Source organism: uncultured Endozoicomonas sp., from assembly GCF_947495845.1.
Classification (GTDB): Bacteria; Pseudomonadota; Gammaproteobacteria; order Pseudomonadales; family Endozoicomonadaceae; genus Endozoicomonas.
The window spans coordinates 1-16,484 of sequence record NZ_CANMAO010000049.1 but is presented as its reverse complement, the minus strand read 5'-3'; the positions used below and the strand labels follow the sequence as shown (position 1 = coordinate 16,484).

The following is a 16,484-nucleotide window of genomic DNA, read 5'->3' as shown; positions in this document are numbered from 1 at the left end:
AAAGAGGGCTGGCAGGCGGGCAAAGACGAGGACGTTAAGGACAAACCGCTCGACCGGGCACTGGTCACCAATATTTCCTCCATATGTCATCACAAAGGCTTATCGGAAAAGACGAAAGTGGAAGCCTTTGTTCAATGGCTGCCTTCTGACGAAAAGACGCATTTACTAAAATTGGCTTGCCGACTATTTACAAGATTTGGTTTGCCCACAGTAGAAAAACTGACTGAAAATGAAAACACACTCCGAAAATGTCTTGGACCGTATGATTACCCTACGGATACGGATACGGATACGGATACGGATACGGATACGGATACGGATACGGATATGGATGTTGGAGACGACAGTGATAATGAAAGCGATCTTTTAGGCTCAAGTCAAATGAAAGAAATTGCGCTGTTTCTCTCTGCTCCCACAAAATGGAATCTGAAAATTACCGAAGTCCAACAATATCTGGCTGCCAACAAACGTTCCCGAAACAGTAGAGCGGCTTTTGATACTGTGCTGAAAACCTTGCGGCCGATACTGGTTACCCATGGCGGACCTGGCATCCGCTTTTGGAATGAAATGCATCAGAAAAAACAGGGTTGCGAAGTATCCCTCACCAAGGCGTTATCGATTCCTGCGCCACTGTCTCTGGCGAAATTTGCACTAACGCAGCTCCCCGAGCCTGAGTTGCAGGAATACCTTGAGCTGTGCAGAAACCTGAAGCCAGCCCCAACTGAGGGCGAGTGGAATGCATTGAAACCACTGCGCCAACAGCTTGACCAGCGATTTGAGCACACACTATCTAAACGCATGATACTGGAAATTCTCTGGCCACAGTCCAGGGATAACCGCTCAAAATACGTGGATAAGATGGACGAGCTATTCAAAACCGTGCCCACCATCTCACAGTGGCACCGGTTACATCGGGTACTTGAACCACAAAAGATGCAGCAATTTATGGACGATTGTCTTAAGTACCAGGCTGCGCCTGAAGACGTTCCTGATGTAACGGTTCAGCAACGGTTGCTGGAGGGCATGCTGCTGACAAACCACTATCTACCGGAATACGAGGAAATACCGGATCTCTGCTTTTCAAAGCGAGAGCCAACAGAGGATAAAGAAGGGGTGATTGTCGATGGTGATTATGTCATAACGGGCAAGAAACGCCTTTGGTACTTTATAACGGCGATGCTGATTGAGCTTGAGCAAACAGAGTATCAATTCAAGAATCAAAGGCTCACCATCTTACCCGCCGACGGCGAAACGATAGCACTCCAAAATCCAGAGCTTACTCTCACGGATACAGGCTTTGTTATAAAGAACTGGACAACGCAACAGCTGACCGCCTTTTTCAAGGCGACGGAATTTACAGAGCAATGGTATGAAAAGCCACAGGATAGGCGCGAGCACTTTACGATTAGGCGTGAGGCCAAATTAGCCCAAATGAAAGTAAGATCCAAAGAGAGCAGGAAAACCGAACCTCAAAAATCAGCACCTCTGCTGCCACCTTCTCTGATTATTGCTCTCATCAATTCCAAAAAACAGTTAAAGCCTGCGGTCTGGTCATCTCTGGAACACTATGCCAGCAACGGCCAGCTAACTGCCGGTTTATGCAGAGCACTCAGCCCGGTTATTAAAGAAAATAAAGACGACGTTGTTCCAGATATCGTTAAAAACGCGGTGGCTGCAAAGTTGGCAGAGATTGAGGCAACAAAAACGCCTGTATTAACAGCAATCCCTCAGCAACAACCTTTGGCAAGTATGCCAATGCCAGAGAACCAGGTTTCCAACCGTAGCATTCAAGGGTCTCAAGCTAACTTTGAAGCGGCAATGTCAGCGCTGGAACGTTTTCCGGTATTAGAAAATGCAGAACTTGAACTGCTGACACCCTATCGCAATGAGATGAGGACTACGCAATTAATGGCTGTTCTCCAAAAAATCAACCAACATAGTGTGGATCAACAGACACAGAATGCTTGGCGTGCAGCCTTTGAATGCAGAAAAAAAGACCCTCTTGGACTGAGCGGAGGGCTGGATTATGTGTCGGATAGTGAACAGGAAAACCCTGATTGGCTTGAAGAACTTTTCGGCTAGGAGGCTGACCGAGAATAGCGCCCGTAGCGAGGATGGTAGAAAGTTGAGGATAAAAACTCTGTTTTGTGAAGTGAATAGTGGTGCTATTTGCTGAACAAAACAGAGTTTTTAGACCAATTTACTACCACCGCAGTAGGGCAACCTATTCTCGGTCAGGCTCCTAGTCTCTAATACCAATTCCGCCATAATTCCCCACGTTGGGTTTTGTGGCGGCTAAATCCTACGAGTTTAACGACGAAGCTTCCATCAGGCATCAGAACAGCCTACGAGATGGGTACTATCCGCGAATAGCCTGGTTATAATGCCATCCGGCGGAGTCTGCACTGATCAGGTTGTTGTCAACGGTCTCTGGCACATCGTAATAACGGTACACGCTCCCGTTGCGGGTAAGCTCAACATTGCCAAAATAAACTGAAAGCTCTGGTGAGCTCCCAGAGCATTCACTGGCTTGAGAACTGCAGGAAAGACAAAGGCAAACTATGAAGGTTAGCTGTCTCATTGCTTTTCCTTGCTTTGTGTTGGTGTCAGAACGCGGGCTCACAGGGATTCTTGTCTGCTTCTGCACCATGAATAATCATGCCGCTAAAGTGGCTGTTGATTTTATTTCTGGCTTTAAGTCTGTCGTAAGTGTTGTATAGTTTTGCTTCAATTTTTTTGCGGTAGATACGGTACTTTTTTTGGTCGCTTCCTGCTCTATGCAGAAAACAACGAAAAGCCACTAATCTTTCAGGAAAGAGTTTAAGGAGTAGTGGAAGGTGCTGTTGCCCGGTCGTTTACTCTTTATCGGCAATAGCCTGTATATCAAGTGCAATACGTTTAGAGAATGAAAATGTCTTTTCTGACACGATCGAAAACAGGCACTTCCAGGCATCAGCCTGATTTAACACCATATTTTGATCACTGATTTTATGTCCGCCAACCGTAATTCCGTCCAACAGCGTTTGAACTTCTGGCATCGTCATCGCTACGCCTTCCAGATTAACAGCATCATAAACCAGCGCAGGAATATCTCGAACGGCAAGTTGTCTGGCCATGGCATGATTAGGACTCATTCCCCAAACTGTATCTTTTGCCGTTGTCATTGCTATATCTCAATGCCTCCAAAATCATGTCCATTATAACTGGTACCAGCCATAACCCGTCATCCGGTGGAGTCAGTCAGGTCTAAGAATGTTACGAGTGTTAAGCAAAGAGCACCTCGTCTTCATCGCAGATGCTGCCATCAAGCATCTCAAGTCTGACAAAAGAAACGTATTAATTGCCTTGCTTTAAAAAGCAACTATTATGTTTTTTTATTGTTATAAGCAACTTATAAGTTGACCTGAATAAGATGATAAACCTATTACATCAACTCAAGAAAAGACGCATGGAATTAGGTTTGAAGCAAAATGACATGCTATTACGTACCGGTGTTTCACGTCAGCAGTATCAGCGTCTAGAGTCAAAAGGCAATCCAAGGTTAGCAACGCTCGAGTTAATTGCTAATGGCCTTAACAGTGAAATCATGCTGATCCCGAAAGAAAAGCGGAGTGCTGTTTTGGCGGCGTTAGAAGAGTGCGCAATTGATGAACAAAACCCTGATTCTCAATGCCTTGATAATACCGAATCGCAGCCTAAGAAAAAGAAAAGCCTGTCGGACGATCCATGGCAAGGCCTGCTTGGAGATAGTTCGTGAATGACGCCGTCAATGTCCTCAAGCTAACACTCCACGGGGAAGTTGTTGGCTATCTTGCTGGATTCCAGAATGGTAGAAATGTACTCGGTTTTTCTGATGAGTTTAGAAATAATGAACACCGCTCTACCTTTAGCCTGATTACGCACCCAGTATTTCCCCATTCCACGACATTGATGGCAGAGCCTTGGGCAAAAAATCAGCGCTTGCACCCCACTCTTTCAAACCTATTACCAGAGGGATCACTGCGAGAGCTGGTAGCTCAGGGGCTAAAAGTGCATATCGACAATGAACTCCATATCCTGTCATATCTGGGAGAAGATTTGCCCGGTGCGATTGTCGCTATACCACTAAAGCCTGAAGAAGTGCCTGACACGGTTCTATCGACCATCTCCCGAGCCGTACTCACATTTCCGGTCACGGTCCGAAAAATCTGGCATACCATGGCGAGTCATAAAGCCACACCTCGATGATGTGATGGATAAGGCAAAGACAACGTGGCTGCCAGCTATCAAAAACCTCCCTATGAATGAAGGGCATAAAACAAGGCTAATTGAGCACTGGAAAAGATTACACCCGGATTTTCAAATATAAAAATACAGCATGAGCTCCGACTCAATAATGAACCAAGGAGAACTCAGGCTTATTTCATATTGAAAGAGACTCAGAATGGATGCATAGCTAACAACCAGCTACTATCACCAATCATTTAAACCAAACTGCCCCGACTCAAAACATGGACTTCAATCGCATCTCCGGCCTGCGTACTCATCCTGCCTGGCGTTTGTTACAGGCGGACAGTGCGCCGCTGATCATCAGCTTTCTGCATCGCGCGTTTATCGCCACCAATCAGCGCTCTATTGCTGCCGAAGAGCTGGCTACCCGTTTGGATGACTACCTGCACCATCTCCGGGAATCGTTCGGGGAAAAACGCTTCCCAAAAAAAGGCAAAGACTATCTCAACGACTGGGCAAAGGGCGAGCAGGGTTTTCTGCGCAAATATTATCCTGCCGCCAGTGTCGGTGATGAGCCGCTGTTTGATCTGACGCCAGCCACCGAGAAAGTGATTGAATGGATTACCAGCTTTGAGCAGAAGCAGTTTGTGGGCACGGAATCCAGACTGTTGACCATCTTCCGCCTTCTGCGGGAAATCGCCGACGAAACCGAAACCGATCCATCTCTGCGTATTCAACAGCTGGAGCAAGAGAAGCAAGCCATTGAACGGAAAATCGCTCAATTGCAGGCCGGTCATATCACACCTCACGACAGCACTCGTGTGAAAGAAAAATTCCTGCAGGCTGAAGAAACCGCCAGACAATTGTTGTCTGATTTCCGCCAGGTAGAGGAAAACTTTCGCTCTCTGGACCGTGGTGTAAGAGAGCGAATCACCACCAGCAACAGCGGTAAAGGACAAATGCTGGACACCATTTTCTCAGAACAAGACGCCATCACAGAATCGGACCAGGGGCGATCTTTCAAAGCCTTCTGGAGCTGGCTGATGTCACCCGCTAGCCAGGATGAACTGCAGGAAACCCTGCAAAAAGTCCTGCAACTTCCCGAAATCGAATCACTGCAAAGTGTTGATAGCCCTCACAGTCACACCACTAATCATGAACAGGACACGCTGCTGGAAGGTATTCGCTTCCGTCTGTTAGAAGCCGGTGAGAAAGTGAACAGCACTTGCGCTCTATTGGTTGAACAGCTGCGGCGCTATCTGGACGATCAGGCCTGGCTGGAAAACCGGAGGATTATGGAGATTGTTCGAGAGATTGAACAAAGCGCCATTGTCGTACGACAATCACCGCCAGCAGAAAAAGTCTTCACAACTCTGGCTCCGCTCAAACCGGAAATCGAACTGCCCATGGCTCGTGGCCTTTTTCGGCCCGCTCTGCGGCCAGTGATTGATGAAGTGCCGGAAGAAGGCGAAGCCAATGTGGATACCAGTGCGCTCTACACTCAGCATTATGTGGATGAACAGCAACTAAGAAGCCAGATACGCTTTGCCCTGCAGACCCGTACGCAAATAACCCTTGCGGAACTGGTGGATCTCTATCCGGTGAAAAAAGGGCTCAGTGAAGTGGTGGCTTATCTGCACATTGCTTCAGAATCTGATCGGGCAGTGATCAATACTGACCAGAATCAAGCCATAGGCTGGCAGGATAATCACGGCGGCGAAAAATCGGCCTGGATGCCCTCGGTGATATTTACCCGCTGATAAGTCCCGATCCTATGATTGGACGGGCACTCAACAGTCGAAAGAAGACCACGTCATTATTATTGAGTCCCTGTCATAAGGTGTAGGAGACGTTGACGATTCATGTGAGAGAGTCATAAAAGATATTAGATGGCAGACGTCTACCACCCCGTTTCTGGAGTCTTGATACTCTTGCCAATTGATATGTGCGTAGCTCTTTATAAAGTGGATGTTTCGGGTCAAGTTTCAAGTGAGTGATTGAGGTCACCATAACATAGCCATCCCCACTTACCGGTGACGCATAGGCCAGAGATAACCCACCTTCATCTCCCAGATAGTGAGCTGCAGTCACTATCAGCTTATGATCTTTCCTGAATTTGATCTTTGGCTGATCCGCTGAACTGTGACGGTAACTGGCGATCAACCCTTTGCCCGGATGAGCAACCATTGGCAGATATGGAGTGAGTCGCTCGATCAGATCAAGAACGTAATCTTCTTCAGTAAGGTAATTCACAATACAGATTCCCGGTAAGAGTTAGTGTGATAAGCAGGCATGCAATCCTATTGTGGGGTGGCTTCATCACTTGTGCATAAATTTACCTAGGCGCTGCTCTAAAAAGTGGGTATAAGACAGGTGGAGGATAAATTTACAAAAATTACGTCGTATTATTATAAGCCGCTGTTGTAACTGCTCATATTTTGTAGGCAAAAGTGCTTTTTTTGGAAAGTTATCCTTGAAATTACTGGGCTGTAGCCAATTGACTGAGAAATTCGCCTACAAATTCTGAGCAGTTACCCACTGTTTTAATGATATTTATTTTTGATATTTCGGCTATCGAAAAGGCGCCTCAGCTACTCAATGAGGGACGCTTGCGTACAAATACCGAATTCCAAGGCTTGATTCTGTTGTTTTAGAACAATTTTGAACAATACAGGTGACGGATCTTCAGTCGCCTTCACTGGGCATAGCTTGGGTGGTGCCCTCGCTCAATATGGCGCATATCAATTTAAATAAGCCAGAAAACAATCCCAACTCGATTCAGCTAGACACTCAAATCTACTTAAACCATTTCCGCTAGTCTGCCTTACCAGCAGCAACCATTATTCCTTCCGCCGTTCGGCCAGGTGATTGAGTGGCACCATCCGCTTATGCAGCACCCCGAATACGATTATTTGCTGCTCATGCACCACGTAATAAATCACATGACTTCCTTGTGGAAAGCTCAAAACATCCAGCCCTACATCTGACCGCCCCTTGCCCAAGGCTGGCGTTTCAGCAATCAGTTCCATGGATGCTCGCAGTTCTGTCAGATATTTCAGGGACTGGGAAGCCCCCCCATTGCTCTACCGTAAACCGCTGGATATTGAGCAGATCGGACTGCGCATCCGGGGTCAGACAGTAAGCTGGCATTAGTCGTGTTGACCCGCTTCAAGCTCATCAAAAAAAGTGTCGCCATCGACCAGGTTACCCGTTGCGATATCAGCCCTGGCTTGAGCGGCTCTGGATTGCAGTACTTGCAGTTTGAGCGCCTCGATGTCCCTGTATTCATCCGCCGAGATAATCACTGCCACCGGCTTACCGTTCTTGTTGATCTGGATCGGGTTACGCTGCACTTTCAACAGCATATCGCCAAAATGGGTTTTTGCCTCATTGGCCGTGAGGGTGCGCATGGTTAAAACTCCTTTCTTAATCGTTCGATTCGTTCATTATAACCTATTCAATCGATCTGACTGAAAATATTTACTAATAAACTTCGAAACCATTTCAAATGACAGATCGACACAATTACGAGAACTCATCACAACCTATTGATATATATAGAATATCATATAGTTTGTTTATGCCAGACTTTATACTGGTACTTTCATACGTTTTATGGTTGGAACTATCGTTGTCACGGCTTGCATAAGATTCACGAGTGCAAAAGGTGTACCCAGCTCGATCAAGGTCGTGACGAAGGCGTCGATATTCTCGATAGGTGGCATGGTTCGATTTGAGAACCACCGAATCACTACAAATAGTGCAGCGAAGAATCTTGTTTTCCAGTGAGCCACTTATGCGGTAATTATCGCCAGAATTTCGTCTTGTTTTATCAGGATCAGGGGTGATGGTCAGTTTTTGAAAATTTGAGCAGGTGGGGCTCTGACAACAATTGACTTGTATTCCGCTCTCAGGGATTGGAACCCTCGGAAGTTTCCTTGCAGAAGATATCCTGGGCACGGCTTAAGTCCGTTAATGTGCATTTCATCCTTGTTTTTAAGTGCAGCATGGCCTTGCTTAAATGCACTTCCCACTTATTAGCGCAGCCCCTAGTAAATTTACTATGGCTATCAAAAGGGTATGTCCCAGAGATGCCTGATGCAACACTCTGCATCGAGCTTGCAAGCCACCCTCTCATAACAAAGCTCAAAACAGACAGCCAACCGGTACTGCGACTAATTTATCCGCAAAGGGCAACACCTTATCTCCGTTATAAACGATGACCCCCTTCTGAATGGAGCCTGCTTCTATCAGCACCTCCAGAGCCGCAAACATGTCTTTCTTTATGGTCATTCCAGCCTTCACTTCAATTCCAGTAGCAAGACCATTATTGTTAGCCAAAATAAAATCGACTTTCCTCTGGCTTTTATCTCGATAGTGAAACAGCTGGCAATCTTCTTCACTGATAGCAATGGCTTTCAATAATTCCGAACAAATCCAGGTTTCCATCAGTGCGCCTGTCAGGTTTCGATCAGCCTTGATTGCAGTTTCATTAATACCTCGGGTAGCACACAATAATCCTGTATCTACAAAATGAATTTTTGGTTGTTTAATAGCGCGCTTCAATTCATTCCGATGCCAGGCGGGAATACGTTTAACCAAATAAAGATTTTCAAGCGCAGAAACATACTTCTGTACTGATTTAGTGTCCATTTGCACGGCTTTACCGAGGCTGGCGTAATTCAGCGCTTCAGAAGAAATGGATGCCAGCAATTTTAACAGCTGCCCCATTTCGTCCAGTTTTTGAAGCTGAAAGACATCCTTGATATCCCTGCGGATGATGGCATCGGTATAAGCACGGTACCAGCGATTCCGGCGGCTGGCGGAACGCTGCAATACTTCCGGATAGCCTCCACAGACAATGGCTGCAATCACCTCATCATACTCAAAGTGACGCCTATGCTCAGGCACAAAATCGGCCGACAGCAGTTGTTGAATAATGTCTGATTCTTGCGCCGAGCAAGGATCTGGAGCTTTGTTTTTTCCTGCCTGCTTTGTTGAATCCTGCTGCAGCTCAGGCTGGCTAAAGGGGTAGAGTGTCACAAACTCAGCCCGGCCAGCCAGGGAGTCTGCCAATGTGGGCAGGGTCATCAAATCCGCTGATCCCGTCAGAATAAACGATCCGGGTTTTCGATCTTCATCAACGAGCATTTTTATAGTACGGATCAGTTCTGGCGCTCGCTGAATTTCATCAATCACCATAGGCCGGCGTTGCTGTCTCAAGAGCCCAATAGGATCACGTTGAGCGACAGCAAGAATATTCTCATCATCCAGAGTCAGATAACTGCCTTTTTCTGCACTATTTTCAGCACTATCCGTCATCTGTGCCAGAAAATGCTGAGCCAGAGTTGTTTTACCAGACTGCCGGGGGCCAGTAATAATAATCACAGGCGTGTCCTTTAGACACACCTGCAGATTTTTCTCTATTTTTCTTGCAATATATTCCATAAACCATTCTGACCAAAATAGATTCAAAGCCTGACCAATATGGATTATAGATAAGACCAATATGGATCAAATTCCGGCTCAACACCTCAATGGGTAAACCTTCGCCTCTGGCGACAACCTTCACGCTCCTCCTTATTCAAAAGACCTAATCATAGATCTGCAAAAGGTCTCGCACAGCGCAAATCTCTTCCCAAATAAAGTAGAACCTATATCATCGGAGTGTTTTGATGAGCCTTGGATTCATAGTACTTTTCATCCAGAAATTTTGGGCAAAAGATCAATCATCAAAAGTTCATATCAGAATATCCCCTTCACCCGCCAGAAACCCTGATATTATTGCCAATACACTTTACTTGATCGCAGTAAATAGCTTGTGAACACCACTGTCCGATAATGCAGAACCCAATAACAGCGACCACCCACAATGAAAAATGAAAACCCAAACTCCGCACCCGACAACGCCAGTCTTGGCGTGGTGGCGGTTCATTTAATGAAAGGCGTTGTTTACCGGGATCAGAATCCGGCCGTGTGGCAACAGCTGGAAGAACTCCATGGGCCGGTACTGGATTATGTGCGGATCATGGGGCTGGATCTGATTCTGGACGAAGCGGAGGGTTATGCTTTTCTGCGCCAATTGGATGATGATGCCGAAGATGCTCCCGAACAAACCAAAATGCCCCGACTGGTGGCCCGTCGACCTTTAAGTTTTCCGGTCAGCCTACTCTGTGTGTTGCTGCGTAAAAAAATGGTGGAGCAGGATGCCTCCGGCGGCGATACCCGCCTGATTCTCACCCGGGAACAGATCGTCGAGATGATGCGGGTCTTTTTGCCCGATCGCGCCAACGAAGCTCGTCTGTTTGATCAGATCGATACCCATATCAACAAGGTGTCAGAGTTTGGCTTCCTGAAAAAACTGGCGGGTAATCCACCGGCCTGGGAGGTGCGACGAATCATCAAAGCATTGGTGGATGCCGATTGGCTCGCGGATTTTAACGACAAATTGAAGGTATACCGGGATCATGCAGACACACTCGTTTGATTTTTCTGAGGCTAACGCTGAAGAACCAGCTCGTGCGGGATTTCGTTTGTCTGCACTGGAAGTGCTTAACTGGGGCACCTTCCATAAAAAAATCTGGGTAGCCAATCCCGGTGGCGATAACAGCCTGCTCACCGGCGATATCGGCTCCGGTAAATCAACCCTGGTGGACGGCCTCACTACACTGCTGGTGCCCAGCCAGAAAATCACCTACAACAAAGCCGCCGGCGCAGAAACCAAAGAGCGCAACCTCACTTCCTATGTGCGCGGTTACTATAAAAGTGCCAAAGACGACGACACCCTAAGCGCCAAAGCAGTCGCCTTGCGGGACCACAACAGCTACAGCGTGTTGCTGGCTCGCTTTGTTAATGAAGGGTTTGATCAGACCATCACTCTCGCCCAGGTATTCTGGAGTCGGGATAACAGCAATACACCAGAACGGTTTTATATTGTTGCCCGAAAACCGTTGTCTATTGCCAAACAATTCAGTGGCTTTGGCAGCGATATCAGCGACCTGAAAAAGAAACTGAAACGGCTGGATCAGGTCAAACTGCTCGACAGTTTTAGTCAGTATCAGGCGGAATTCCGCCGGCAAATGGGCATCGAAAACGATCAGGCTCTGGAGTTGCTTTATCAAACCGTTTCCATGAAATCTGTGGGTAACCTGACAGAATTTGTCCGCAACCACATGCTGGAAAGCACCGATGCCCAGGAGAAAGTAAACGAGTTAAGTCGTCAATTTGATAACCTGAACCGAGCCCACGAAGCGGTACTAAAAGCTCGCCAGCAAATTGATCTGCTGGCGCCATTGATTGCCAACTGCGATCAGTATGACACCATCGAATCGGCTATCACTAACCTGCGCCACTGTCGTGAAGCGCTGTACGGTTTTTTTGCCCATAAGAAAATCACGCTGTTAACCCAGCGAATTGAGCGTCGGGATCAGGAACAGCAAAAGCTCGAAGCCCGCCTGCAAGAGCTGCGACTGGCTATAGAAGTTCTCCGAACCACCAGCCGGGAATTGGAACGAGCCATCGATCAGAACGGCGGCCAGCGGCTGTCAGAGTTAAAAACTGAACTGGAACGGCTTAATAGGGAACGCAGCCGTATCGCCAAAGCCTGTGATGACTACCTCGGCATTTGTCGTCATCTGGAGCTACCGGAGCCGGTAGACGATGATGGTTTTTTCCACAATCGACAGCAGGCAAAACAAGGCCTGAAATCTCTGGAAAAAGATCAGGCCGATCTGCAAAACCGGCAGGTAGAACATGCGGTTCAATTGCAGGCATTGCGTAGCCAGCATACCGAGTTAGAGGAAGAGATTACTTCTCTTAAAAGTCGGCAGTCCAATATTCCCAGCCGCAACCTGAGCATTCGCCAGGCTTTGAGCGAACATCTGCAATTGCCGGAATCCGCACTGCCTTTTGCCGGTGAACTATTGCAAGTTCGTGAAGAAGATAAATTGTGGGAAGGCGCGGTTGAGCGAGTGCTGCATAACTTTGCTTTGAGCTTGCTGGTGCCCGATGAACATTATCAGGCAGTGGCTGACTATGTGGATCAGACTCATCTCAAAGGTCGGCTCGTCTATTATCGGATTCGTCAGCCTGCGCGCACGACCATTGACAGCGTTGACCCACGTTCCCTCTGTCGGAAAATTTCCATCAAAACCGACAGCCTGTTTTACAGTTGGCTGGAGCAGGAACTGGCGCAACGTTTTGATTATACCTGCTGCGAAAAGATGGACGAATTCCGTCGTGAGACTCGCGCCATCACCGCTTCAGGGCAACTGAAAAGCGGTGGCAGTCGCCACGAAAAAGACGACCGATTCCGTATTGATGATCGTTCTCGCTTTGTACTGGGCTGGAGCAACCGGGAAAAAATCTTCACTCTGGAAGCCACCCGAAAACAGCTGGAAAGTCAGATTCAAGAATCCGCCTCCGCTCAAGTCCGATTCAGTCAACAGGTGAAACAGCTAAACCAACGACAGTTGCAGTTTGAACTGCTACTGACATTCGCCAACTTCGCCGATATCCACTGGCAACCGCTAGCCGTCCAGATGGAATCGCTTGAACAAGAAAAACAGCAGCTGGAAACCGGCTCCGATATTCTTCGAACCCTGCGGGAAAGGCTGGAACGAAGCGAAGCTCTGACGCTGGAAAAAGAAGGACAGGAACGAAAACTTTCCCGTGAATCCGGCACTGCGGAAGAAAAGCTAAAGCAGGATCGAAAGCTGCTGACACAATCGGAAAAGCAGCTTGAGGAATTACCGGAAACCCAGCGGGAGCTGAGCTTTCCCATTCTGGAAGAAATGGAGCAGGATGCGCTGGGTGATAAAAAAATCACCATTGAAAGCTGCGACAGTGGTCAGGTCACCATGCGCAAATGGTTGCAGGATCGGCTGGATGGGCAGGAGCGAAAATCCCGGGAACTGTCGGCGCGAATCACTGGGCAAATGGCCAATTACAAAAACGCCTACCCTCAAGAGACTCGGGAAGTCGATGCCTCCATGGGATCAGTCTCTGAATTCTCTGCCATGCTCGATACCCTGCAAGGGGAAGATCTGCCCCGCCATGAACAGCGCTTCAAGCAGATGCTCAATGAAGGCACCATTCACAATATGGCCATGTTCCAGAATTGGCTGGACCATCAGCAGCAAACCATTCGGGATAAAATCGCCACCATCAACCGCTCTCTGGCCGCCATCGACTACAGCGAAGGCACTTATATACGACTGGTAGCAGATAACCACCGTGATCCGGAAATCAACCAGTTTAAAATCGACCTGCGTAACTGCCTTGGAGAAACACTGTCAGCAGATAGCACTGATGATGCCTATGCCGAAAACAAATTCCTGCAAGTAAAAACCATTGTGGAACGGTTTAATGGTCGGGAAGGACAGAGTGAACTGGATAAACGGTGGACCCGCAAAGTCACCGATGTACGCAACTGGTTCCTGTTCAATGCTTCCGAACGCTACCGGGAAGACGACTCCGAGAAAGAGTTTTATTCCGATGCAGGAGGAAAATCTGGTGGCCAAAAAGAGAAGCTGGCTTACACCATTCTTGCCGCAGCATTGGCTTATCAGCTTGGACTTGAGTGGGGCGAAAACCGTTCCCGCTCCTTCCGATTTGTGATGATTGACGAAGCCTTCGGGCGAGGTTCTGACGAATCAGCACGTTACGGGCTGGAGCTGTTCCGCAAGCTGAATCTGCAACTGTTGATCGTGACGCCGTTGCAGAAAATTCATGTGATCGAAGATTATGTCAACTCTGTACACTTTGTTCATAACCAGGGCGGCAACCATTCTATGCTGCGTAATCTAACCATTGAACAATATCGTGAGGAAAAGCAGCAGGAGCTTGAGCGTCAGCAGCAAGTTGTATCAGTCACCAATAAAGTAGAAATAACTTCGGTCTAAGGGTAGAGGCCGTTAGAAAAATACCAAACGATTGGTTCACCGTGGGCTTGTCGAAGGTTGGTAGCAATGCACTTCGACAAACTCAGTGCGAACGTCGGTATTTTTTTCACCTCTACCCTAAGCGCTGCTGCATTTAGATGAAAACGCTAAACCTCTCATCATCGATAAATCGGTCTATAGTCAGACCATTAATAGCTACAGCATTGTAGAAACAGCAAAAGCTTGTGGTCTTGCGGGTATCTGAAAACTGTTTTTACCGACTTGCCGAGAGCGAAATCGGTTGAAGATATAGAAAAGCTGTTTCCCTGGAATCAAAAGCGCGCCTGAAAACAGGTGGGTAATAATTACCGCTCACCGAGTACCACTATCTGGTTGCTTCAGATCTGTCATGGCGTCACTCTGATATAGCCAAGCTATACACATTAAGGTGGTTGGTTGAGGTTGTTATTCAGGGCTGGAAGCTCATGGGGGCTGGAACAGGTTATCTAAGCATCAAGGTAAAGAAGGATCTCAGCGAGGCGTGACTCTGGGTTTGTTGTGCGACCACCTGTTGTTATTGTACCCAGAGCAGTTCGTCCGGCTTAGCAACAAAAAGTCCAGGTTGCCCGGTCTGGTCGAGCGTCTTAAGATGGAAGCGATGATAGCAACCATCAGAGCAGTGGTTGACTCACCAGATCCGGGTGAGTCATTGGAAGATGATGATCAAAAACTGTGGAATCGAGTAATTACCTTTACTCCAGCGTTACTGAGGATCTTGGTTGTAATAATTACGATAGTTAATCTTTCTCGACGCCAAATCAACTAAGTTCCACTGAAAGTTAGTTTCACCAAAATAAGTATCCGAATAATCGTGAATCTCAAGTTTGCCATTAAGTACACTTAGGCATTCATTTGTTTCGCCATCTATTTTATCCCTCAAACAAATAGTGAAGTCGCTACGGTCATAAGCTGGAGCCGTTATATCAATATATGATGTAGTTAAATAGCGCCATACTGTTCTGCTTGATCTTCCTGTTAAACCACAATCCATCAATACTGGTTGTTTCTCATCAGTTACACCTAGACACTGCTTTAGAAGTATTCCATTGGAATCATTGTGGTAGGTATTAATTTCGAAACCTTGGAATTTATCGTTTGGATCACCTTGAACCAAGTTAGTCATATAGAACACGTGACTTTGTTCCGTAATAGGGAAGGGTTGAGCAAAATCTGTTGTGTTGTAAGGAATATCCTTGACTGCAAACCCCCCATCACTTTCTCGAGAGATGTACTTGTTAGATCCAGTTACACTTTCCACGCCCAAAGTTTTTACCGACATAAGACGTTGATCTAGCCAATCTATCTTTATTGATGGCAAAGAAAAAACCACTTTTTTAGTTTGCTCTTCATTTATTATTGGGGCTAAGCCAAAAGTGTGTCCATAGTATCTCAAGTATGGTGCTACATAACCTGGATTGTACCATGTTTCAATGCGCGGCCTAATAGTTTCATAGCGATTAGATTCTGGGTAGTATGGCTGAAAATAAGTCAACATTGCGTTATGCTCAATGCCATCACGAATCTCTTCTGGTAGTATTTTGCCTGGGTTATTATAAAATGGTTTATGTTTATCATGGCTAGTAATTGGAAATACTGCTTCATAATAAGTACTGTGTTCAGGAGTTCGTGCACGATTTTCTTCATCGAGTGATTTTTGAAAGGCAATGATATTGTTAACTAGGTCATCAGTAGATCGAACACCCACATTATATGATGTTTGTGGGCTCTGGTAATGCGTTTCTTCCTCATCACCAATACGATTTAATTTTAAAGCTGAATATAACGTTTTTTTACCTTTATCAAGCAACTCATCATAATAATTACTGTAGATATCTTGTAAACCATTTTTCACTTCAAATAAATCATTATTACATGTAATTGAGGTACTTCCCGATATGCTAGTATCTGAACTAAATCCACCACTTACGCTGATACCCATCGTGCTCGAAGGACCTTCAGCACTTGCACCTTTTTCACTGCTTGCTGAACCACCAATACTCCAGCCACTGCTTTCACTTCTTTCTGAACTAGCAGTTTGGTCACATGAATTATTCGAGGTTGGCAGCGGGTAACTCAAATTGTTATTTATACGCCAATCTGTATTACTATCAAAGCTAGTCAAGAAACGCATTTCATCAACAAATCCAGCTAATGAGGCAGTATTTCCATTAATTCCATTGTCGTAAATGTAACCATTATCGTTAATACTCTTCAGCAAACCTTTATATTTTATCTCAACATTGCGTGTAGGAGCGGCCAGCGATTCCCGCTGCTCATTCATTAAAGCTGGATTCTAGAGATTGTCCCATCAGGCATTTATTCAGGCCGTGAGAT

General features: G+C 46.5%; 14 protein-coding genes. 7 read left to right on the top strand and 7 right to left on the bottom strand.

What is annotated here, in order from left to right:
* Positions 1-2,082: hypothetical protein (locus tag Q1B11_RS19460; RefSeq protein ID WP_299735533.1), on the top strand; the 2,082-nt coding region annotated here is incomplete at its 5' end.
* A gap of 277 nt (positions 2,083-2,359) precedes the next feature.
* On the opposite strand, the gene Q1B11_RS20495 is transcribed toward Q1B11_RS19460, so the two are convergent.
* Positions 2,360-2,581: a KTSC domain-containing protein gene (locus Q1B11_RS20495; protein WP_366139494.1), complete on the bottom strand. Its 222-nt coding sequence runs from the start codon at positions 2,579-2,581 to the stop codon at positions 2,360-2,362.
* 274 nt (positions 2,582-2,855) lie between these two features.
* Positions 2,856-3,164, bottom strand: coding sequence for a hypothetical protein (locus Q1B11_RS19455; protein WP_299735531.1), 309 nt, complete (start codon positions 3,162-3,164; stop codon positions 2,856-2,858).
* Between the two features lie 248 nt (positions 3,165-3,412).
* Between Q1B11_RS19455 and Q1B11_RS19450 the strand changes: the two genes are divergently transcribed.
* From Q1B11_RS19450 to Q1B11_RS19440, 3 genes are all read left to right on the top strand, one after another.
* Positions 3,413-3,757 (top strand): helix-turn-helix transcriptional regulator, encoded by a 345-nt coding sequence (locus tag Q1B11_RS19450; protein WP_299735529.1) that lies wholly within the window; start codon positions 3,413-3,415, stop codon positions 3,755-3,757.
* Complete coding sequence (locus Q1B11_RS19445; RefSeq protein WP_299735527.1) at positions 3,754-4,227, top strand: HipA N-terminal domain-containing protein; 474 nt, start codon at positions 3,754-3,756, stop codon at positions 4,225-4,227. Before Q1B11_RS19450 ends, Q1B11_RS19445 begins: the two co-directional genes overlap by 4 nt.
* A gap of 263 nt (positions 4,228-4,490) precedes the next feature.
* A complete protein-coding gene (locus tag Q1B11_RS19440) occupies positions 4,491-5,969 on the top strand; it encodes a DUF3375 domain-containing protein (protein WP_299735525.1) in 1,479 nt (492 codons plus the stop codon).
* Positions 5,970-6,069: 100 nt separating this feature from the next.
* On the opposite strand, the gene Q1B11_RS19435 is transcribed toward Q1B11_RS19440, so the two are convergent.
* Entirely contained in the window at positions 6,070-6,462 is a 393-nt protein-coding gene (locus Q1B11_RS19435) for a hypothetical protein (protein ID WP_299735523.1), read from the bottom strand.
* Positions 6,463-6,870: 408 nt separating this feature from the next.
* On the opposite strand from Q1B11_RS19435, the gene Q1B11_RS20490 reads away from it, so the two are divergent.
* Positions 6,871-6,963 (top strand): hypothetical protein, encoded by a 93-nt coding sequence (locus Q1B11_RS20490; RefSeq protein WP_366139493.1) that lies wholly within the window; start codon positions 6,871-6,873, stop codon positions 6,961-6,963.
* Between the two features lie 86 nt (positions 6,964-7,049).
* Here Q1B11_RS20490 and Q1B11_RS19430 read toward each other — a convergent pair whose 3' ends face one another.
* The 3 genes from Q1B11_RS19430 to Q1B11_RS19420 form a co-directional block, all read right to left on the bottom strand.
* On the bottom strand, positions 7,050-7,238 hold the full coding sequence (locus Q1B11_RS19430) for a type II toxin-antitoxin system RelE/ParE family toxin (protein WP_299735521.1): 189 nt from the start codon (positions 7,236-7,238) through the stop codon (positions 7,050-7,052).
* Between the two features lie 120 nt (positions 7,239-7,358).
* The gene (locus tag Q1B11_RS19425; RefSeq protein WP_299735519.1) at positions 7,359-7,619 is read right to left on the bottom strand and encodes a type II toxin-antitoxin system Phd/YefM family antitoxin; all 261 of its coding nucleotides are present in this window, start codon (positions 7,617-7,619) and stop codon (positions 7,359-7,361) included.
* 736 nt (positions 7,620-8,355) lie between these two features.
* Positions 8,356-9,657 (bottom strand): ATP-binding protein, encoded by a 1,302-nt coding sequence (locus Q1B11_RS19420; RefSeq protein WP_299735517.1) that lies wholly within the window; start codon positions 9,655-9,657, stop codon positions 8,356-8,358.
* Positions 9,658-10,081: 424 nt separating this feature from the next.
* Here Q1B11_RS19420 and Q1B11_RS19415 point away from each other — a divergent pair, with 424 nt between their 5' ends.
* Both Q1B11_RS19415 and Q1B11_RS19410 read left to right on the top strand, forming a co-directional pair.
* Positions 10,082-10,696, top strand: a complete 615-nt coding sequence (locus Q1B11_RS19415) for a DUF4194 domain-containing protein (protein WP_299735515.1) — start codon at positions 10,082-10,084, stop codon at positions 10,694-10,696.
* A complete protein-coding gene (locus tag Q1B11_RS19410) occupies positions 10,677-14,111 on the top strand; it encodes an SbcC/MukB-like Walker B domain-containing protein (RefSeq protein WP_299735513.1) in 3,435 nt (1,144 codons plus the stop codon). Before Q1B11_RS19415 ends, Q1B11_RS19410 begins: the two co-directional genes overlap by 20 nt.
* A 742-nt stretch (positions 14,112-14,853) precedes the next feature.
* On the opposite strand, the gene Q1B11_RS19405 is transcribed toward Q1B11_RS19410, so the two are convergent.
* Positions 14,854-16,431 carry a hypothetical protein gene (locus Q1B11_RS19405; RefSeq protein ID WP_299735512.1) on the bottom strand — a complete coding sequence of 526 codons (1,578 nt, stop codon included), beginning with the start codon at positions 16,429-16,431 and terminating at the stop codon, positions 14,854-14,856.
* Between the last annotated feature and the right edge of the window lie 53 nt (positions 16,432-16,484).

Bases quoted from the DNA above. Each gene is read 5' to 3' on its own strand.
- Q1B11_RS20495 (WP_366139494.1), bottom strand. From the start codon at position 2,581: ATGAGACAGCTAACCTTCATAGTTTGCCTTTGTCTTTCCTGCAGTTCT.
- Q1B11_RS19455 (WP_299735531.1), bottom strand. From the start codon at position 3,164: ATGACAACGGCAAAAGATACAGTTTGGGGAATGAGTCCTAATCATGCC.
- Q1B11_RS19450 (WP_299735529.1), top strand. From the start codon at position 3,413: ATGATAAACCTATTACATCAACTCAAGAAAAGACGCATGGAATTAGGT.
- Q1B11_RS19440 (WP_299735525.1), top strand. From the start codon at position 4,491: ATGGACTTCAATCGCATCTCCGGCCTGCGTACTCATCCTGCCTGGCGT.
- Q1B11_RS19430 (WP_299735521.1), bottom strand. From the start codon at position 7,238: ATGGAACTGATTGCTGAAACGCCAGCCTTGGGCAAGGGGCGGTCAGAT.
- Q1B11_RS19425 (WP_299735519.1), bottom strand. From the start codon at position 7,619: ATGCGCACCCTCACGGCCAATGAGGCAAAAACCCATTTTGGCGATATG.
- Q1B11_RS19420 (WP_299735517.1), bottom strand. From the start codon at position 9,657: ATGGAATATATTGCAAGAAAAATAGAGAAAAATCTGCAGGTGTGTCTA.
- Q1B11_RS19415 (WP_299735515.1), top strand. From the start codon at position 10,082: ATGAAAAATGAAAACCCAAACTCCGCACCCGACAACGCCAGTCTTGGC.
- Q1B11_RS19410 (WP_299735513.1), top strand. From the start codon at position 10,677: ATGCAGACACACTCGTTTGATTTTTCTGAGGCTAACGCTGAAGAACCA.
- Q1B11_RS19405 (WP_299735512.1), bottom strand. From the start codon at position 16,431: ATGAATGAGCAGCGGGAATCGCTGGCCGCTCCTACACGCAATGTTGAG.